The sequence below is a fragment of the Leclercia sp. LSNIH8 genome (assembly GCF_002920195.1).
GTDB lineage: Bacteria > Pseudomonadota > Gammaproteobacteria > Enterobacterales > Enterobacteriaceae > Enterobacter.
In genome coordinates this window covers 414,111-432,688 of sequence record NZ_PQJY01000001.1, presented here as the reverse complement: position 1 = coordinate 432,688, position 18,578 = coordinate 414,111, and the positions used below count along the sequence as shown (strand labels likewise).

The following is an 18,578-nucleotide window of genomic DNA, read 5'->3' as shown; positions in this document are numbered from 1 at the left end:
CTTTAATTAATCGACGTTCAGCGCGTCATTGACCAGATCTTGTTGCTGCTTCTGGTGAACGGACATATACCCTACCGCCGGAGAGGCGGAGGCCGGGCGACCTGCATAACGCAGAGCAGACCCAAATGGAATCACTTCACGGAAATGATGCTGGCTGCAGTACCATGCGCCCTGGTTGAGCGGCTCTTCCTGGCACCAGACAAAATCATGTACGTGAGCGTACTGTTTCAGCACTTCCTGCATCGCCTGATGCGGGAACGGATAAAGCTGTTCGATACGCACGATGGCGACATCTTTCTGATCGTTCTTACGGCGCTGTTCCAGCAGGTCGTAATAAACCTTACCAGAACACATCACGACACGCTTAACGCCCTGCGGATCCAGTTCGTCAATTTCACCGATGGCCGGCAGGAAGGTGCCGTTTGCCAGCTCTTCCAGGCTGGAGACCGCCAGCGGGTGACGCAGCAGCGATTTCGGCGACATCACCACCAGCGGACGGCGCATCCCGCGCAGCGCCTGACGACGCAGCATGTGATAAACCTGTGCCGGGGTAGACGGTACGCAAACCTGCATGTTCTGCTCGGCGCAGAGCTGCAGATAACGCTCCAGACGTGCGGAGGAGTGCTCCGGGCCCTGCCCTTCGTAGCCGTGCGGCAGCAGCATCACCAGGCCACACATACGGCCCCACTTCTGCTCGCCGGAAGAGATGAACTGGTCGATAACCACCTGCGCACCGTTGGCGAAGTCGCCGAACTGCGCTTCCCAGATGGTCAGGGTACGCGGTTCTGCGGTGGCGTAACCGTATTCGAATGCCAGGACTGCTTCTTCAGAGAGCACGGAGTCCCAGACCTTAAACTGGCCCTGGCCGTTGTGCACGTGCTGCAGCGGGGTGTAGGTTGAACCGTTGGTCTGGTTATGGATCACCGCATGACGGTGGAAGAAGGTGCCGCGGCCCGCATCTTCACCAGACAGACGGACCGGAATACCTTCATCAACCAGAGTGGCGTACGCCAGGTTCTCTGCTCCGCCCCAGTCAAAGAGCTTCTCGCCTGAGGCCATTGCCTGACGGTCAGCATAAATCTTCTGCACGCGGGACTGCATCTCGATCGCTTCAGGTACGGTGCTGATGCGTTTTGCCAGCTCCTGCAGACGCTTCATCTCTACCTTGTTCGGGTAGCTCTCATCCCACTCGTGGTTGAGGTATGGCGACCAGGTAAAGGAGTGCATGTTCATCGGACGCAACTCTTTCACCACGCATTCGCCGGCATCCAGCGCGTCGCGGTAGAGGTTGACCATCTCGGTGGCATCTTCCAGGGTGACAACCTTCTCCGCTTCCAGCTTGTCAGCATAGATTTTACGCGGGGTCGGATGTTTTTTGATTTTCTGGTACATCAGCGGCTGGGTTGCACTCGGCTCGTCCGCTTCGTTATGGCCATGACGGCGATAGCAGAACAGGTCGATGAACACATCGCGCTTAAAGGTGTTACGGAAATCCAGCGCCAGGCGGGTCACGAACGCGACCGCTTCCGGGTCATCGGCGTTCACGTGGAAAATTGGTGCCTGAACCATCTTACCGATGTCGGTGCAGTATGGGGTGGAACGTGCATCCAGCGGGTTAGAAGTGGTGAAGCCCACCTGGTTGTTGATGACGATGCGAACGGTACCGCCCACTTCGTAACCCCGCGCTTTCGACATGTTCAGGGTCTCCTGAACCACGCCCTGCCCGGTGACTGCCGCATCGCCGTGGATGGTGATTGGCAGAACTTTGTTGCTGCTTGGCTCGTCCAGACGATCCAGACGGGCGCGCACGGAGCCGATAACCACTGGGCTGACGATCTCAAGGTGCGACGGGTTAAACGCCAGCGCCATGTGAACCAGGCCGCCCTGGGTTTCGATATCCGATGAGAAGCCCATGTGGTACTTCACGTCACCGGTACCGAGGTGTTCTTTATGTTTGCCCGCGAATTCGTCGAACAGATCCTGTGGCTTTTTACCCAACACGTTGATCAGCACGTTCAGACGACCACGGTGCGCCATGCCCAGTACCACTTCGCGGGTACCGCTGTTGCCCGCGTGGCGGATCAGCTCTTTCAGCATCGGCACCAGCGCATCGCCGCCTTCCAGCGAGAAGCGTTTTGCGCCCGGGAATTTCGCACCGAGATAACGCTCCAGCCCTTCGGCTGCGGTCAGTTCGTTCAGGAAACGCTTTTTCTCGTCGGCATTGAAGGTGGATTTACCGGCAACGGATTCGATACGCTGCTGGATCCAGCGTTTCTCTTCGGTAGAGGTGATGTGCATATACTCTGCACCGATGGAGCCGCAGTAGGTCTGCTTCAGCGCTTCCAGCAGATCGCCCAGCTTCATGGTGTCTTTGCCGATAGCGAAAGAGCCAACGTTGAAGGTTTCCTGGAAATCCGCTTCGGTCAGATCGTGATATGCCGGATCTAAATCAGCCACGCGCTCCTGCTTCCACAATCCCAGCGGATCCAGATTTGCGTGCTGGTGGCCGCGGAAGCGGTAGGCGTTAATCAGCTGCAGGACTTTAACCTGCTTCGCATTGGTGTCAGGGTCGGAGATAGCGGAAGAGTAACGTGAGGCATCCTTCGCCAGACGACGGAAATAATCACGTGTTTTGGAATGAAATTGATCCGGTTTGACACCCGTTCCAGGTAACTCCTGGAACATGGAACGCCAGTTAGCGTCCACTGAGTCAGGGTCGGTTAAGAAGTCTTCATAGAGCTGTTCAATCCAGCTTTGGTTTGCACCAGAGAGGAATGAAGAGTCCAGCCAGGCTTTCATTGCGCCGTTCTGCATCGTGATCCCTTAAGCATTTTTATGCTTACTTTCGCCGTAGAAACTACCACGCACACCACGTGTACGTGCCGGGGTTCACCTGCGAGCTCTTTTACTTTGGCCCGCGAAGGAACCTTTAGAAACTGTCTAAATAATCTTCGTCGTTCCGGCTGCGACTGCGTTGCGGCTTTCACTCACCCCAGTCACATAGTTCACTATGCTCCAGGGGATTCGTTCAACCGCGCCTTGTCTCGCGCTGAACGTCTCGATTATTTACTTAACTGGCAGTTTTTAAAGGTTTCTGCAAATTGCCCGGTGGCGCTACGCTGACCGGGCCTACAAAATCGTAGGCCGGATAAGCGCAGCGCCATCCGGCGTTGTTACTTACGCACTGCGCTGCAACAACATCGACTTAATGTGGCCGATAGCACGCGTCGGGTTCAGCCCCTTAGGACATACACTGACGCAGTTCATGATGCTGTGGCAGCGGAATACGCTGAAAGCATCACTCAGCCCTTCCAGGCGGTTGTCGGTTTCGGTATCGCGGCTGTCAATCAGGAAGCGGTACGCTGCCAGCAGGCCAGCCGGGCCGATAAACTTGTCCGGGTTCCACCAGAACGACGGGCAAGAGGTCGAACAACATGCACAGAGGATACACTCATACAGGCCATCGAGTTTTTCACGCTGCTCTGGCGACTGTAAATGCTCGCGAGCGGGTGGATTTTGCCCATTATTCAATAAGTAAGGCTTAATCTTCTCATATTGTGCATAGAATTGCCCCATGTCCACCACCAAATCGCGCACGACCGGCAGTCCTGGCAGAGGGCGGATGACAATCTTCTGTCCCGGACGGTTAAGCGCCGAGATAGGCGTGATACAGGCCAGACCGTTTTTGCCATTCATGTTCAGACCGTCGGAGCCACACACCCCTTCACGGCAGGAACGACGAAACGACAGTGTCGGATCCTTTTCTTTCAGCTGCATTAAGGCGTCCAGCAGCATCATGTCACGGCCTTCTTCCGCTTCCAGGGTGTAATCCTGCATACGCGGAGCGTCATCAACATCAGGGTTATAACGATAAACTGAAAATTCGAGTTTCATTGTCCTGTCTCCGCATTAGTAAGTACGAATCTTCGGCGGGAACGCCGGACGCAGTTTCGGTTCCATATTGACGCTGCGTCGCGTCATGGATTCCGTCTCTGGCAGATACAGGGAGTGGCACAGCCAGTTTTCATCATCACGATCCGGGAAGTCGAAGCGGCTATGGGCGCCACGGCTCTCGGTACGGAAGTTTGCAGAGACCGCCGTTGCGTATGCGGTTTCCATCAGGTTATCCAGCTCCAGGCACTCAACGCGCTGGGTGTTGAACTCGCTGGAGGTGTCGTCCAGACGGGCATTTTTCAGACGCTCGCGGATCGCTTTCAGCTGCTCAAGACCTTTGGCCATCGCGTCACCTTCACGGAATACCGAGAAGTTGTGCTGCATGCACTCCTGCAGCGCTTTACGGATTTCCACCGGATCTTCGCCGTTACGGTTGCCGTTCCAGCGGTTGAGACGCTCCAGAGAGGCTTCAATATTTGCTTCGGTGGCATCACGCAGTGGCCCCTGCTCGGCAATGGACTCCTGCAGATGCAGACCGACCGCACGACCAAACACCACCAGGTCGAGCAGAGAGTTGCCGCCCAGACGGTTGGCGCCGTGTACGGATACACAGGCAATTTCGCCTACCGCAAACAGGCCCGGGATCACCACATCTTCGCCCTGCTCGTTCACGGTCAGCGCCTGGCCGGTCACTTTGGTCGGAATACCGCCCATCATGTAGTGGCAGGTTGGGATTACCGGGATCGGCTCTTTAACCGGGTCGACGTGAGCGAAGGTACGGGACAGCTCCAGGATGCCCGGCAGACGGGATTCCAGAACCTCTTTACCCAGATGGTCAAGTTTCAGCTTCGCGTGCGGGCCCCATGGACCGTCGCAGCCGCGACCTTCACGGATTTCGATCATGATGGAACGCGCCACCACGTCACGACCCGCCAGGTCTTTGGCATTTGGGGCATAACGCTCCATGAAGCGCTCGCCATGTTTGTTCAGCAGATAACCACCCTCACCGCGGCAGCCTTCTGTGACCAGCACGCCCGCACCGGCGATACCGGTGGGGTGGAACTGCCACATCTCCATATCCTGCACCGGCACACCTGCGCGGATAGCCATACCGACGCCGTCACCGGTGTTGATATGGGCGTTCGTGGTGGACTGATAAATACGGCCTGCGCCGCCAGTTGCCAGCACGGTGGCACGGGCTTTGAAGTAGACCACTTCACCGGTTTCAATGCACAGGGCGGTACAACCGACGATGGCGCCATCTTCGTTTTTCACCAGATCCAACGCATACCACTCGGAGAAGATGGTGGTTTTGTTCTTCAGGTTCTGCTGATACAGGGTATGCAACAGGGCGTGACCAGTACGGTCGGCCGCTGCCGCTGTACGTGCCGCCTGCTCGCCGCCGAAGTTCTTCGACTGGCCGCCAAACGGACGTTGATAGATGGTACCGTTCTCCAGGCGGGAGAAAGGCAGACCCATGTGGTCAAGCTCCAGAATCGCTTCCGGGCCGGTTTTACACATATATTCAATGGCGTCCTGGTCACCGATATAGTCGGAACCTTTCACCGTGTCGTACATATGCCATTCCCAGTTATCATCATGGGTATTACCGAGCGCAACGGTGATGCCACCCTGCGCAGATACGGTATGGGAACGGGTCGGGAACACTTTAGAGAGCAGCGCACAGGTCTGGCCGCTCTGGGAAATTTGCAGCGCCGCGCGCATACCTGCGCCGCCGGCGCCAATCACTACAGCGTCAAATTCTCTGACTGGAAGTTTCATCACACACCCCACACCACAACAAATCCATAAATAACGTAAACCACCAGTGCAACGACAATAGCCAGCTGCAGCGCGAGACGAATCGCCATTGATTTAACGTAGTCGGTCAGTACCTGCCACATGCCAATCCACGCGTGGATCAGAATGGAGAAGAGCGCCAGCAGGGTAAACACTTTGGTAAAGGCAGACCCGAAGAAGCCAGTCCAGATTTCCCAGGTCAGATCGCCGCTGGTGGCAAAGAAACCGATCATGTAGATGATGTAGAGGGTGAGAACGATAGCGGTAGCACGGACCAGAATGAAGTCATGTACGCCGTTGCGTCCTAATGCGGAGGCGTTGCTTACCATACGAGAACTCCTGCGAGAAGTGAAAGCACGACAGTGATAACAAAGGAGATGTTAGCGGTACGTTTGCCGGTTTCGAAGGTCTCTTCCAGATAGCCGACATCCATCAGCATATGGCGGATGCCGCCAACAACGTGATAGGCCAGCGCGGTGAGGATGCCCCACATGATAAATTTCACAAAGAAACCGTTCATGATGTTGGCGGCCTGCTGGAATCCTTCCGGAGACGAGAGGCTGGTACCCAGTAACCATAACAGGATACCCACCGCGACAAACGTGATCACACCGGATACACGATGAAGGATGGACGCTATTGCCGTTACGGGGAATCGGATCGTTTTGAGATCCAGATTGACAGGTCTTTGTTTTTTCACATTTCTTATCATGAATAACGCCCACATGCTCTTCTTATAGTTTCCTTCCTCCGGACTGCGATGCGGGTCAGACAGCGTGCCTTTTATATAACTGTGCGTCATGCAAAACATTGCTTCCAGATGCTCAAATGACACGTTACAACGCTGGTTGGCTCGGGATTGCAGGGTTTTCCGGAGACCTGGCGGCAGTATAGGCCGTTCACAAAATCATTACAATTAACCTACATACAGTTTGTCGGGTTTTCTCTGGAACAGTGATCAGGGTCACGATAACAACATCTTTTTAATTTTTAATCATCTGATTTGACAAATGTTAAACATTATTGTTACAAACATCACCAGAAAAGGCATATAATGCGCAAAAGTTATGAGGTCTCTCTTTCACCTGAGAATAAGTTATGTAACAGTGTGATGGTATTGACCGAAGTTATCAGGACAGTTATTAGTGATATACAGGTTTGAAAAATTCGGACTGAACAAACACTGATTTGCTGTTATTTCTCTGGTTTCTCATTTGTTTACCTGCTAGCGCCATTGCTCTGTACCCTGGTTTCTCCTCGTGAGCTGAGCGGCGAGCCAAATAACAAACTGGTAACAATGATAAATCAGCTGAATGCAAATCCGGTTATGGGCAGTCTTAAGCAATAAGGCGCTAAGGAGACCGTAAATGGCTGATACTAAGGCAAAAATCACCCTAAATGGTGACGCTGCTATTGAACTGGATGTGCTAAAAGGCACGCTCGGTCAGGATGTTATTGATATCCGTAGTCTTGGTTCTAAAGGTATGTTTACCTTTGACCCTGGTTTTACCTCCACCGCATCTTGCGAGTCCAAAATCACCTACATCGACGGTGATGAAGGTATCCTGTTGCACCGCGGTTTCCCCATCGACCAGTTAGCGACTGACTCCAACTATCTGGAAGTGTGCTACATCCTGCTGAACGGCGAAAAGCCGACTCAGGAACAGTACGATGAGTTCAAAACCACCGTCACCCGTCACACAATGATCCATGAGCAGATTACCCGTCTGTTCCACGCCTTCCGCCGCGATTCACACCCAATGGCGGTAATGTGCGGGATCACCGGTGCGCTGGCTGCGTTCTACCATGACTCCCTGGATGTAAATAACCAGCGTCACCGCGATATCGCCGCGTTCCGTCTGCTGTCCAAAATGCCAACCATGGCAGCGATGTGTTACAAATACTCCATCGGACAGCCGTTTGTTTATCCACGCAACGACCTCTCTTACGCCGGTAACTTCCTGCGTATGATGTTCGCCACGCCGTGTGAAGAGTACGAAGTGAACCCGGTTCTGGAACGCGCAATGGATCGTATCCTGATCCTGCACGCTGACCACGAGCAGAACGCCTCCACCTCTACCGTACGTACCGCTGGCTCCTCCGGCGCGAACCCGTTCGCCTGTATCGCAGCAGGTATTGCCTCCCTGTGGGGACCGGCACACGGCGGCGCGAACGAAGCGGCACTGAAGATGCTGGAAGAGATCAGCTCCGTTGAGCACATTCCTGAATTCGTCCGTCGTGCGAAGGATAAGAACGACTCCTTCCGTCTGATGGGCTTCGGTCACCGTGTTTACAAAAACTATGACCCGCGCGCAACCGTGATGCGTGAAACCTGCCACGAAGTGCTGAAAGAGCTGGGCACCAAAGATGACCTGCTGCAGGTGGCGATGGAGCTGGAACACATCGCGCTGAACGACCCGTACTTCATCGAGAAGAAACTCTACCCGAACGTCGATTTCTACTCCGGTATCATCCTGAAAGCGATGGGCATTCCATCTTCCATGTTTACCGTTATCTTCGCGATGGCGCGTACCGTGGGCTGGATTGCACACTGGAACGAAATGCACACCGAAGGCATGAAAATTGCCCGTCCTCGTCAGCTCTATACTGGCTACGAGCAGCGTAATTTCGAGTCTGACGTGACTAATCGCTAAAAGTGATGCCCGGCGGCGTTACGCTTGCCGGGCCTAAGCAGGCCGGGTCAGCGTTAGCGCCACCCGGCTTTTTTACATCTGGCACGCAGGACACCAGTAAAACGGTCTGGAAGAGAGCGTCGTTTTCTCAATCACCCCGCCGCACCGCTCGCACTTTTTCCCCGCCCGATGAAACACCTTAAAGCGGAATAACGCCCCGTGATGCTTCTTGTCATTCACCACCCCGCGGGTGTTGTACGACAGACGCGGGATCGCCAGTAGCGCATGCGCCAGCGCGTCGAGCTGTTCTTCGGTGAGCTGTGACGCTTTACGCTGCGGCGCCAGCCCCACCTCCCACAGAATTTCGACCCGCAGATAGTTGCCTAAACCAGCCAGAAACGCCTGGTCCAGCAGCAGGCCGGAAAACTGCCGGTTACGGAATTTTGCCGACAACAGCCGCGCTTTCACCTCCTCTGTCGTCAGGCGTAAATCGAGCACATCCGGCCCCACCCGCTGCAGGAAGGGATGGGTGGTGAGTTGCTCCGGCAAGAGCATCTCAATATCCGAGGCGCTGTAGAGCAGAATGGTTTTATCCGCGGTCTGTAACTTAACGCGCAGGACCCGCGTGGTCTGCGGCTCCTGGCCGGTCTCGACCACCCGCCAGACGCCATACAGCTGGTTATGGCTGTAGAGCGTCAGCTGGTTAGAAAAGTGAGTGAGCAGCGCTTTACCGCGCGTCTCCAGATGCGTGACCGTCTCACCGATAAGCCGGGATTCAAACGGTTTTAACTGAGGAAAAGCAAACCACACGTCAGTGAGCGGTTTGCCTTTTATCGCCGCCTCCAGGCTATCCGCCGCGCGGCGGATCTCTGGTCCTTCTGGCATGATGACTCCTTGTTAGTGCGTTGCGCCGCCCACCACTTTTATATCCGCCTCCTGACGCAGTGCCACCGTAATGGCGATCTCCAGCGCCTGCTTCACGGTTTGCGTCGCCATGCTCGGGGCGCCAGGGTGCGCCGCCGCCTGCTCGGGCAGGTAAGGAATATGGATAAACCCGCCCTTCACCTCCGGGCTGTTGGCCAGCTTGTGCAGCACGCCATACATCACGTGGTTGCAGACAAATGTCCCCGCCGTCTGCGAAACCGAAGCAGGAATACCTGATTCACGCAGCGCCGCCACCATCGCTTTAATGGGCAGGGTGCTGAACCAGGCCGCCGGGCCGCCCTCAACGATGGCCACATCCACCGGCTGTTGTCCGTGGTTATCCGGGATACGGGCATCATCAACGTTGATCGCCACCCGCTCAACGGTGACATCCACCCGGCCCCCGGCCTGCCCTACCGCCAGTACCACGGAGGGCTGTAGCGCGTCAATGGCCGCGTTCAGCACCGATAACGACTCGCCAAACACGCAGGGCAACTGCCGCGCCACCACGCGGCAGTCGTCAATAATTGCGCCATCAAGCTGCTTTACCACCTCCCATGAGGGGTTAACGGTTTCGCCGCCAAACGGCTCAAAGCCGGTGATTAATACGGTTCGCATCATTTCTCCTTACAGGAACATCAGGAAGTAGAGCAGGAAGACGTTAGCGATCAGCAGCAATACCCCGGTGGGGACCTGCGCTTTAATGACCGCGTTTTTATCGGGTAACTCCAGCAGCGCGGCGGGCACAATATTGAAGTTGGCCGCCATCGGCGTCATCAGGGTGCCACAGTAGCCGGAGAACATGCCAATCGCCGCCATCACCGCCGGGTTGCCGCCGTGTTGCAGCACCAGAATGGGAATACCGATCCCGGCGGTGACAATCGGAAACGCGGCGAAGGCGTTACCCATTACCATGGTCAGCAACGCCATGCCCACGGCGTAGACCGCCACCGCAATAAACCGGCTGTCGACTGCCAGGTACGTCTGGGTGAGGTAAGAGATTCCCTCCCCGACGCCGGCGGCGGTAAACAGCAGGCCAAGGGTCGCCAGGATCTGCGGCAGAATAAAGGCCCAGCCGATGGAGTCGAGCAGACGGCGTGCCTCCTGCAAAGGCTGGTGCACTTTTTCATGAGTCATTTTAACCGCCATCGCCAGACCAATCAGCGAGCCGACGGTCATGGAGAAGAGCGTCACCAGCGTCGAGTGGTTACCCGGCCCGAACAGCGTCTCCTGCAGGCCCGGGATGTGGTTGAACATCAGCACGCCCACCACCGTCACCACCGGAATGGCCAGGGCCGGTAAAAAGAGGCGATTGCCCAGACGCTTCGCGCTGCTCTCACGCTCTTCTGGCGTGTGCTGATGGTAACTCCCCAGCCGGACCCCGCCGAAACCGGCGATCAGCGCCAGCAGCACAACTGCCACACCCACCGCGATATGGACGGTGCGCTTGTCGCCCACCAGATCGTAGGTCCAGTTCCCCAGCAGGAACAGCAGGCCGTAAATGCCCCAGAACAGACCGGTGGTAATACGTCGCGGGTTGGCTTTATCGCGAAACGACATCAGCGCCACGATGAGCAGGATCAGGCCTGCCAGCCAGTAGAGATAGCTTTGCTGGAAGTTCATTTCACCGCTCCCTGCACTTTGGCCAGCTCGCGCTCCAGATGCTTATCCAGGCGGTAGAGGCGGGTCGCGTGGATCGCAAAGGCGCAGAGCGCGGTCGGGATCCCCCAGAGGGCAATATGCAGCGGCTCCGTCTGGATCCCGCCGGATTCCAGCATAAAGTTATGCATAAAGATGATGGCGCCAAAGGCGACAAAGATATCTTCGCCAAAGAATAGCCCGACGTTATCGGTGGCTGCCGACATCGCCCGCAGACGATAGCGCACCGCCCCCGGCAGCTCGCCATACTTTTTCTCCGCCGCCCCTTCCGCCATCGGCGCCAGCAGCGGGCGCACCATCTGCGGGTGTCCGCCAAGGCTGGTCAGCCCCATTGCTGCCGACGTTTCACGGACGAAGAGATAGACGATCAAAAGCCGTCCGGCGGTGGCGCTGTGGATCTTCGCGATCCACGCCTGGGCCCGCTCTTTCAGGCCGTGGCGCTCCAGCAGACCAATAACCGCCAGCGGGATCAGCAGGATATAAGGCAGGTTACGGGTATTGAGGAACCCTTCGCCCAGTTTTTCCAGAATAGTGGCGATGGGCATTTGCGCCGCCAGGCCGGTGACGATCCCGGCGACAATGACCACCAGCACCGGGTTAAAGCGTAAAAGAAACCCGACCACAATCACCGCGATACCGATGAGTGGCCAGAGGGATAGCGTCTCTGGCATGATGTTTTCCTGTTGTGGTGTTTGCAGTTGTGCGTTATGCACTGATTTTTATATTGTTTGCTTCAAACTCTGTGCGCAGGCGACGGGCAAAGGCCAGCGCGTGTTCTCCGTCACCGTGGATACACACCGTCTGCGCATGCACGGTTGCCCATTCACCGGTAATACTCTTCACCCGCCCGTGCTGGATCATCTCCAGGGTTTGCGCCAGAGCCTGATCTTCATCGGCGATCAGCGCCCCGGCCTGGGTACGCGGCACCAGGCTGCCATCGGCCTGATATCCGCGATCGGCAAACACCTCTTCCCGGGTGATCAGGCCATAGCGCGTTCCCGCGCGGATCAACTCGCTCCCCGCCAGACCAACCAGAATCAGATCCGGGTCAACGGTCGAAACGGCGCGGGCGATCGCATCCGCCAGGTCGCGATCTTTTGCCGCCTGGTTATAGAGCATGCCGTGCGGTTTTACGTGACGCAGCTGCCCGCCTTCGGCGCGAACGATCGCCGCCAGGGCACCAATCTGGTAGAGCATCTGGGCGTAGACCGTCTCCGGCGGCAGGGTCATGGCTGTGCGGCCAAAGTTTTCCCGGTCCGGGAAGCTGGGATGCGCCCCGATGGTCACCCCATTTTTCAGCGCCTCGCGCACGCAGGCCAGCATGGTTGCGGCATCGCCGGCATGGAATCCGCAGGCGATATTGGCTGACGACACCAGCTTTAACAGTGCGGCATCGCTGCCGCACCCTTCACCTAAATCTGCATTTAAATCAACCGCGATCATGTAACCTCCACGCCAGCTGTTCGATGTACTGCTTCTGGATGCGCCGCGCCTCCAGCGCCTCTTCCAGCGTGCAGGGGACAAAGTGAATAGGTTGTCCGAGCGGGGCCTGCGCCAGATGGTACATATCGGCCTCGATGATGCAGGCGATCCGCGGATAGCCCCCGGTGGTCTGGGCATCGTTCATCAGAATGATAGGCTGCCCGTTGTGCGGCACCTGAATCACGCCCGGGAGTAGCCCGTGCGACAGCATCTCCCGATCGGTGGTGCGCGCCAGTTTTTGCCCCTGCAGGCGGTAGCCCATACGGTTACTCTGTGGGCTGAGCTGCCAGGGCAGACGCCAGAGCGCATCCTGGGAGGCCTGATCGAACTCATGGTATTCCGGTCCCGGCAAGGCACGCACGCGGTTACTCCAAAGGAGCTGTTTCACGCCCTGGGCTTCACGGAATTCGCGTCCACCGGCCCGAACCTGCAGGCGATCGCCATCTTTCAGCAGCCGCCCTTCATGACCGCCCAGCCCCACCTTCAGATCGGTGCTGAGGGAGTTCATTACCGACGGCACATCAATTCCGCCCGCAATCGCCAGATAGCTGCGCATGCCGCGGCGGGGACGATTGAGCGTGAGTTGCTGCCCGGCTTTCACCGGCAGGCGCCAGCCGGTCCAGACCGCGGCCCCGTCAAGCCGGGCATCACAGCCCGCACCGGTCAGGGCAAACCAGCCATCCTGTTCAAATTCGAAGATACATTGCCCCAGGGTGATCTCCAGCGCGGCATCATCCGGGTCATTGCCCACAAGTATATTGCCAATCTGCAAGGCCGGTTTATCCAGCGCGCCGCAGTAGCTGATCCCTGACTGGCGAAAACCGATGCGCCCGCCGTCCTGCACCGAGGTATAGAGCCCTGCTCGAATAATTTTTAACATACCCCCTCCTTCTGCGGGATAAACCGCACGGTATCGCCCGGTCGCAGCAGCACCGGCTCGTCACGAGCGGGATCGAACAGCGGCAGAGAGGTGTGTCCAATCAGCTGCCAGCCTCCGGGTGTGGCTAAGGGATAAATACCGGTCTGCGACCCGCCAATCCCCACCGAGCCTGCCGGCACCTGCAACCGGGGTTCGGCGCGACGCGGCGTAGCCAACTGCTCAGGCAGCCCGCCCAGGTAAGGAAAGCCCGGCTGAAAGCCCAAAAACCAGACCACATAATCCGCGGAGGAATGGAGCTCCACGACCTGTTTCTCGGTCAGCCCCGCGTGCCGCGCCACCTCGCCCAGATCGGGGCCCGCGGCGGTACCGTACACCACGGGGATCTCGATAGCGCGGGAATCGGGCTCCAGCGCCTCGCTCTCTTCCCACCAGCGCTGCAGACGTTCGATGGCATCCAGCGCCACCGAGTGGGGATTGCGCAGCACCACGGTGATGTTATTCATCCCCGGAATGGCTTCCACCACTTCAGGGATTTCACCCAGTCGCTGGGTCAAGCGCCAGATCCGTTTTTGCGTCGCCAGGGTTACCGGCGGCTCCAGTTCCAGTACGACGGCGGTTTCGCCTAGCAGATAACAACGTGCTCGCTGCACTTAGATACCTCTCATCAGGCTGGATTAGGAATATCGACAAAGGTGACATCCAGGTCGGTGTTTTCTGTCAGCCATTCGCTGAGCGCGCGAATGCCGCCGCGTTCCGTGGCATGGTGACCTGCCGCATAAAAATGCAGCCCCTGCTCGCGGGCGGAGTGAATGGTTTGCTCAGAGACTTCGCCGGTAATAAATGCATCGACGCCAAAACGCGCCGCGCTGTCAATAAAGCTCTGCCCGCCGCCGGTACACCAGGCGACGCGTTTTACCTCATCCGGCCCGGTATCGCCGCTCCACAGCGGACGGCGCCCCAGCCGCGCTTCGATCCACGAGGCCAGCTCCAGTCCCGGTACCGGCATGGAGAGTTCCCCCCACGGCACCAGCGGCTCGATTTCGCCCATGATGTTAATGCCGAGCAGCGCCGCCAGCTGGGCGTTGTTCCCCAGCTCCGGGTGCGCATCCAGCGGCAGGTGCCAACCATAGAGGTTGATGTCGTTTTCCAGCAAGGTCTTCAGGCGGTTGCGCTTCATGCCGCGAATAACCGGGGATTCCCCCTTCCAGAAATAGCCGTGGTGAACGATAACGGCATCGGCCTTCTGGCGTACCGCTTCATCCAGCAGCGCCTGGCTTGCCGTCACGCCGGTAACAATCTTCTGAATAGTTTCGCGCCCTTCCACCTGCAGGCCATTCGGTGCGTAGTCGCTGAAGCTGGCGCTGTTCAGTTTGTCGTTAATCAGTCGTTCCAGTTCACTGTTTTTCATTATGACTCCCTATGCTTTACGGGCGGCTTCATACGCGGCCAGCGTGGCAACGCGCGCCTGTTTATGATCGACAACCGGGCGGGGATATGCGAGGGTGACGCCCTGCTTGTCCGCCCAGATCCAGGGATCGTGGATGGCCTTGTCCGGCACGGTGGCCAGCTCCGGCAGCCAGCGGCGGATAAACACGCCGTCGGAATCAAACTTCTGTCCCTGGGTTGTCGGGTTAAAAATACGAAAATAGGGGGCGGCGTCGGTTCCGGTTGATGCCGCCCACTGCCAGCCGCCGTTATTGGCGGCCAGGTCGCCGTCGATCAGCTGTGAAATAAAGTAACGTTCCCCGGCACGCCAGTCGATAAGCAGATCCTTTACCAGAAAGCTGGCGGTGATCATCCGCAGGCGGTTGTGCATCCAGCCGGTTTCATTCAGCTGACGCATGGCTGCATCGACAATCGGATAGCCGGTTTGCCCCTCTTGCCAGGCTTTCAGCTGCACATCGTCAGACTGCCATTCAACGTTATCAGTCCAGCGGATGAATGGCCGATATTTACATAAATCAGGGTGATACGTCATCAGATGACGATAAAACTCCCGCCAGATAAGCTCGTTGAGCCATACCGCCCCCGGCCCCCCCTCCAGCGCCTGGGGTTGCTCGGCCAGCAAGCGGTGCAGGCACTGGCGAGGAGAAAGCACCCCCAGCGCCAGGCAGGCGGAGAGACGGCTGGTGCCTTCGATAGCCGGAAAATCACGCTGCGCCTCATACTCCCCAGCCCCCTGTTGGCAGAACTGACGCAGACGGGTAATCGCCTCTTTCTCGCTCGCGGGAAAGAGGTCGGTATCGAATGGCTGTTGCGGATAATCGAAATCCAGCGCCGACGGGGTCACCTTTTCGCCCTCGCGGGCGGCAGGTGCCGCCGCGCACTCTGGCAGCCCCTCTTTCAGCCGCCGCAGCCAGGCATTTTTAAACGGCGTAAAGACCTTGTACATCTTATGATCGCCGGTCATGACGCTACCCGGCGGCAGGATCACGCTGTCATCAAAACCCTGACAGATCACGTTCTGCAACGCGCGCTCCAGCTGGAGATCGCGCTGCTGCTCGTTCAGTTCGTACTGGTAGTTATAAAAGAGATGGGTGACCTCATGCTCTGCGCAAAGCTGCGCCACTTTTTCGCCCTGGGCGGCGAAATCAGCCACCTGAGCATAGAGCAGCGGAATACCTCTGTCGGCCAGCTGCTGTTGCAGATCGTTAAGATGAGCATGAAGAAAGGCGGCCTGGCGAGGCGCCATGGCGTGCTCACGCCACTGCTGCGGCGTGGCGATGAAAAGCGCCAGGACGCGAGCATGTTTGTCGCGGCAGGCGGCGGCAAGCGCAAGGTTATCGTGGATGCGCAGATCGGCGCGAAACCAGACCAGATAGGTGGCCATAACACTCCAGTATTATCGTCTGTAACATCTACAAGTCACCGAGGATACTTTGCTTTAACAAGTGTAGCCATACTGAAATAAAAAAGGCCGCCCAACGGACCGCGAATCTCTGGGGATAAAAAAACCGCCACATTGCTGTGGCGGTTTTTTTGTTACTGCAATTGCTGTGTGTAGTCTTTCTTAATAAAAATCACAAATGGCTTTTTCAGCCTGATCCATCCACACCGGCTTATCGCTGGTCTTCGCCCATACGCGATGCAGATAGCTGTAAAAACGTGCACGATCTTTCCAGAAAAGCATGACTGGTAACGCCAGAACACCCGCTAACACAGCGAAAGTGCGGCGAATAAAAACGATATGTGCCGGATACGCTTTGTAAAATTCCATCATTTTCTCCCCTCTTTCTGGCCGGAAACCTGCTCCGGAAAAGTAAAACTGATTATCTGCTGAAAATAGTAACGCTTTGGCTGTAATTTTACTACTCATCCGACCACTTTTTTGCCCTCAAAAAAGGATCTTTACACTTCACCCCGTAATTTAGTTACATAAAAGTTAAATTAATACTAACCATTAGTTAAATTATGGTCTTAGCCATTTTTATACTTTTTTTACACCTCCCCGTCTGATTTTTGCGAAATCTTTGCGCCAGAAAATTTACCGTTTGCACCATGACTAATGTCACCTGGAGGTGAATTGTGAGTGCAGGTGTAATTGTGGGCATCGCGCTGGTGTTTCTGTTACTGGGGTATCTGATTTATGCCCTGCTTAACGCGGAGGCATTCTGATGGCCGCTCAGGGATTTCTGCTTATCGCCAGCTTTCTGCTGGTGCTGTTCATACTCGCCCGGCCACTGGGGATGTGGCTGGCACGCATGATTAACGGCCTGCCGCTGCCCGGGGTGCAGGCCATTGACGCAGGGATACTGCGCCTGCTCGGGATCCGCGCCGATGAGATGGACTGGCGTCATTACCTGTTTGCTATTCTGCTGTTGAATGGCGTGGGCCTGGTCGTGCTCTTCGCCATGCTGATGCTTCAGGGCGCTCTGCCGTTCAATCCGCAGCAGCTCCCGGGGCTTTCATGGCATCTGGCGCTGAACACCGCAGTGAGCTTTGTCAGCAACACCAACTGGCAGTCCTATGCCGGTGAAACCACCCTGAGCTATTTCAGCCAGATGGCGGGGCTGACGGTGCAAAACTTCCTCTCGGCAGCCAGCGGCATTGCGGTGATCTTCGCCCTGACCCGCGCCTTCTCCCGCCAGAATGTTACTACGCTTGGCAACGCCTGGGTCGATCTGACCCGCATCACCCTGTGGGTGTTGCTGCCGCTGTCGCTGGTTATCGCCCTGCTGTTTATGCAGCAGGGCGTATTGCAGAACCTGCTTCCTTATCAGCCCTTCACCTCGCTGGAGGGGGCCAGACAGCTGCTGCCGATGGGGCCGGTCGCCTCCCAGGAAGCGATCAAAATGCTCGGCACCAACGGGGGCGGCTTCTTTAACGCTAACTCTGCCCATCCGTTTGAGAATCCGACCGCGCTGACCAACGCCGTGCAGATGCTGGCGATCTTCCTGATCCCCACCGCACTGTGCTTTGCCTTTGGCGAGTCGGTCAGCGATCGGCGTCAGGGGCATACGATCCTCTGGACCATGTCCGCCATCTTTGTGGTCTGCGCGGCGCTGGTCATGTGGGCGGAGTGGCAGGGTAACAGCCACTTTATGCTGCTCGGCGCGGACAGCAACAGCAACATGGAAGGTAAAGAGAGCCGCTTTGGCATTCTCGCCAGCAGCCTGTATGCGGTGATCACCACCGCCGCCTCCTGCGGAGCGGTCAACGCCATGCATGACTCCTTCACCGCGCTGGGCGGCATGATCCCGATGTGGCTGATGCAGATTGGTGAAGTGGTGTTTGGCGGTGTCGGGTCGGGCCTGTACGGCATGCTGCTGTTTGTGCTGCTGGCGGTCTTTATCGCCGGGCTGATGATTGGCCGCACCCCGGAATATCTGGGTAAGAAAATCGACGTGCGTGAGATGAAACTGACCGCGCTGGCGATCCTCGTCACCCCGGCGCTGGTGCTGCTCGGCACCGCCCTGGCGCTGATGACCGACGCCGCGCGCAGCGGCATCTTTAACCCCGGTATCCACGGCTTCAGCGAGGTGCTGTACGCGGTGTCATCGGCGGCCAACAACAACGGCAGCGCCTTTGCGGGCCTGAGCGCCAACTCGCCGTTCTGGAACTGCCTGCTGGCGTTCTGCATGTTGGTCGGCCGCTTTGGGGTGATTATTCCGGTCATGGCCATCGCCGGATCGCTGGTGAACAAGACCCGCCAGCCTGTTTCTGGCGGCACGCTGCCTACCCACGGCGCGCTATTTGTCGGCCTGCTGATCGGCACTGTCCTGCTGGTCGGCGCCCTCACCTTTATTCCCGCCCTCGCATTAGGCCCGGTTGCGGAACACCTCTCTTTACGCTGATTTTACGGAGTA

The 18,578-nt window shown here is 57.2% G+C and carries 19 protein-coding genes; 4 read left to right on the top strand and 15 right to left on the bottom strand.

Features of this window, described 5'->3' with window-relative positions:
* Positions 1-6: 6 nt before the first annotated feature.
* The 5 genes from sucA to sdhC all read right to left on the bottom strand — a co-directional run bounded on the left by sucA (position 7) and on the right by sdhC (position 6,421).
* Complete coding sequence (gene sucA, locus C3406_RS02125) at positions 7-2,814, bottom strand: 2-oxoglutarate dehydrogenase E1 component (protein ID WP_103823558.1); 2,808 nt, start codon at positions 2,812-2,814, stop codon at positions 7-9.
* A gap of 363 nt (positions 2,815-3,177) precedes the next feature.
* Positions 3,178-3,894, bottom strand: coding sequence for a succinate dehydrogenase iron-sulfur subunit SdhB (gene sdhB, locus C3406_RS02115; RefSeq protein ID WP_103178719.1), 717 nt, complete (start codon positions 3,892-3,894; stop codon positions 3,178-3,180).
* 15 nt (positions 3,895-3,909) lie between these two features.
* Positions 3,910-5,676 carry a succinate dehydrogenase flavoprotein subunit gene (gene sdhA, locus C3406_RS02110; RefSeq protein ID WP_103178718.1) on the bottom strand — a complete coding sequence of 589 codons (1,767 nt, stop codon included), beginning with the start codon at positions 5,674-5,676 and terminating at the stop codon, positions 3,910-3,912.
* Positions 5,676-6,023: a succinate dehydrogenase membrane anchor subunit gene (gene sdhD, locus C3406_RS02105; RefSeq protein ID WP_103178717.1), complete on the bottom strand. Its 348-nt coding sequence runs from the start codon at positions 6,021-6,023 to the stop codon at positions 5,676-5,678. The genes sdhA and sdhD overlap by 1 nt, the downstream gene beginning before the upstream one ends.
* Positions 6,017-6,421: a succinate dehydrogenase cytochrome b556 subunit gene (sdhC, locus tag C3406_RS02100; protein ID WP_168194524.1), complete on the bottom strand. Its 405-nt coding sequence runs from the start codon at positions 6,419-6,421 to the stop codon at positions 6,017-6,019. The genes sdhD and sdhC overlap by 7 nt, the downstream gene beginning before the upstream one ends.
* A 327-nt stretch (positions 6,422-6,748) precedes the next feature.
* Here sdhC and C3406_RS26755 point away from each other — a divergent pair, with 327 nt between their 5' ends.
* Positions 6,749-6,856: a hypothetical protein gene (locus C3406_RS26755; protein ID WP_418936630.1), complete on the top strand. Its 108-nt coding sequence runs from the start codon at positions 6,749-6,751 to the stop codon at positions 6,854-6,856.
* 205 nt (positions 6,857-7,061) lie between these two features.
* Positions 7,062-8,348 (top strand): citrate synthase, encoded by a 1,287-nt coding sequence (locus tag C3406_RS02090; RefSeq protein ID WP_103823560.1) that lies wholly within the window; start codon positions 7,062-7,064, stop codon positions 8,346-8,348.
* 72 nt (positions 8,349-8,420) lie between these two features.
* On the opposite strand, the gene nei is transcribed toward C3406_RS02090, so the two are convergent.
* The 10 genes from nei to C3406_RS02040 form a co-directional block, all read right to left on the bottom strand.
* Complete coding sequence (gene nei / locus C3406_RS02085) at positions 8,421-9,212, bottom strand: endonuclease VIII (RefSeq protein WP_103823561.1); 792 nt, start codon at positions 9,210-9,212, stop codon at positions 8,421-8,423.
* 12 nt (positions 9,213-9,224) lie between these two features.
* Positions 9,225-9,869, bottom strand: coding sequence for a pyroglutamyl-peptidase I (pcp, locus tag C3406_RS02080; RefSeq protein WP_103823562.1), 645 nt, complete (start codon positions 9,867-9,869; stop codon positions 9,225-9,227).
* Between the two features lie 9 nt (positions 9,870-9,878).
* Entirely contained in the window at positions 9,879-10,874 is a 996-nt protein-coding gene (locus tag C3406_RS02075; RefSeq protein ID WP_103823563.1) for a DUF979 domain-containing protein, read from the bottom strand.
* Entirely contained in the window at positions 10,871-11,581 is a 711-nt protein-coding gene (locus C3406_RS02070; protein ID WP_103823564.1) for a DUF969 domain-containing protein, read from the bottom strand. The genes C3406_RS02075 and C3406_RS02070 overlap by 4 nt, the downstream gene beginning before the upstream one ends.
* Before the next feature lie 34 nt (positions 11,582-11,615).
* The gene (gene pxpA, locus C3406_RS02065) at positions 11,616-12,350 is read right to left on the bottom strand and encodes a 5-oxoprolinase subunit PxpA (RefSeq protein ID WP_103823616.1); all 735 of its coding nucleotides are present in this window, start codon (positions 12,348-12,350) and stop codon (positions 11,616-11,618) included.
* Complete coding sequence (gene pxpC, locus C3406_RS02060) at positions 12,340-13,272, bottom strand: 5-oxoprolinase subunit PxpC (RefSeq protein WP_103823565.1); 933 nt, start codon at positions 13,270-13,272, stop codon at positions 12,340-12,342. The genes pxpA and pxpC overlap by 11 nt, the downstream gene beginning before the upstream one ends.
* The gene (gene pxpB / locus C3406_RS02055; protein WP_103823566.1) at positions 13,266-13,922 is read right to left on the bottom strand and encodes a 5-oxoprolinase subunit PxpB; all 657 of its coding nucleotides are present in this window, start codon (positions 13,920-13,922) and stop codon (positions 13,266-13,268) included. The genes pxpC and pxpB overlap by 7 nt, the downstream gene beginning before the upstream one ends.
* A 14-nt stretch (positions 13,923-13,936) precedes the next feature.
* Entirely contained in the window at positions 13,937-14,680 is a 744-nt protein-coding gene (locus C3406_RS02050; RefSeq protein ID WP_103823567.1) for a type 2 GTP cyclohydrolase I, read from the bottom strand.
* Positions 14,681-14,689: 9 nt separating this feature from the next.
* Positions 14,690-16,102, bottom strand: coding sequence for a deoxyribodipyrimidine photo-lyase (gene phrB / locus C3406_RS02045; protein ID WP_103823568.1), 1,413 nt, complete (start codon positions 16,100-16,102; stop codon positions 14,690-14,692).
* A 180-nt stretch (positions 16,103-16,282) separates the two neighbouring features.
* The gene (locus C3406_RS02040) at positions 16,283-16,489 is read right to left on the bottom strand and encodes a YbfA family protein (RefSeq protein ID WP_103181047.1); all 207 of its coding nucleotides are present in this window, start codon (positions 16,487-16,489) and stop codon (positions 16,283-16,285) included.
* A gap of 308 nt (positions 16,490-16,797) precedes the next feature.
* Between C3406_RS02040 and kdpF the strand changes: the two genes are divergently transcribed.
* Together kdpF and kdpA are read left to right on the top strand one after the other, a co-directional pair.
* Complete coding sequence (kdpF, locus tag C3406_RS02035; protein ID WP_103823569.1) at positions 16,798-16,887, top strand: K(+)-transporting ATPase subunit F; 90 nt, start codon at positions 16,798-16,800, stop codon at positions 16,885-16,887.
* Positions 16,887-18,566 (top strand): potassium-transporting ATPase subunit KdpA, encoded by a 1,680-nt coding sequence (gene kdpA / locus C3406_RS02030; protein ID WP_103823570.1) that lies wholly within the window; start codon positions 16,887-16,889, stop codon positions 18,564-18,566. The genes kdpF and kdpA overlap by 1 nt, the downstream gene beginning before the upstream one ends.
* Positions 18,567-18,578: the final 12 nt, after the last annotated feature.

Bases quoted from the DNA above. Each gene is read 5' to 3' on its own strand.
- C3406_RS02040 (WP_103181047.1), bottom strand. From the start codon at position 16,489: ATGGAATTTTACAAAGCGTATCCGGCACATATCGTTTTTATTCGCCGC.
- C3406_RS26755 (WP_418936630.1), top strand. From the start codon at position 6,749: ATGCGCAAAAGTTATGAGGTCTCTCTTTCACCTGAGAATAAGTTATGT.
- C3406_RS02050 (WP_103823567.1), bottom strand. From the start codon at position 14,680: ATGAAAAACAGTGAACTGGAACGACTGATTAACGACAAACTGAACAGC.
- nei (WP_103823561.1), bottom strand. From the start codon at position 9,212: ATGCCAGAAGGACCAGAGATCCGCCGCGCGGCGGATAGCCTGGAGGCG.
- sdhA (WP_103178718.1), bottom strand. From the start codon at position 5,676: ATGAAACTTCCAGTCAGAGAATTTGACGCTGTAGTGATTGGCGCCGGC.
- C3406_RS02070 (WP_103823564.1), bottom strand. From the start codon at position 11,581: ATGCCAGAGACGCTATCCCTCTGGCCACTCATCGGTATCGCGGTGATT.
- kdpA (WP_103823570.1), top strand. From the start codon at position 16,887: ATGGCCGCTCAGGGATTTCTGCTTATCGCCAGCTTTCTGCTGGTGCTG.
- sdhD (WP_103178717.1), bottom strand. From the start codon at position 6,023: ATGGTAAGCAACGCCTCCGCATTAGGACGCAACGGCGTACATGACTTC.
- sucA (WP_103823558.1), bottom strand. From the start codon at position 2,814: ATGCAGAACGGCGCAATGAAAGCCTGGCTGGACTCTTCATTCCTCTCT.
- C3406_RS02075 (WP_103823563.1), bottom strand. From the start codon at position 10,874: ATGAACTTCCAGCAAAGCTATCTCTACTGGCTGGCAGGCCTGATCCTG.
- sdhB (WP_103178719.1), bottom strand. From the start codon at position 3,894: ATGAAACTCGAATTTTCAGTTTATCGTTATAACCCTGATGTTGATGAC.
- phrB (WP_103823568.1), bottom strand. From the start codon at position 16,102: ATGGCCACCTATCTGGTCTGGTTTCGCGCCGATCTGCGCATCCACGAT.
- pcp (WP_103823562.1), bottom strand. From the start codon at position 9,869: ATGCGAACCGTATTAATCACCGGCTTTGAGCCGTTTGGCGGCGAAACC.
- pxpC (WP_103823565.1), bottom strand. From the start codon at position 13,272: ATGTTAAAAATTATTCGAGCAGGGCTCTATACCTCGGTGCAGGACGGC.
- sdhC (WP_168194524.1), bottom strand. From the start codon at position 6,421: ATGTGGGCGTTATTCATGATAAGAAATGTGAAAAAACAAAGACCTGTC.
- C3406_RS02090 (WP_103823560.1), top strand. From the start codon at position 7,062: ATGGCTGATACTAAGGCAAAAATCACCCTAAATGGTGACGCTGCTATT.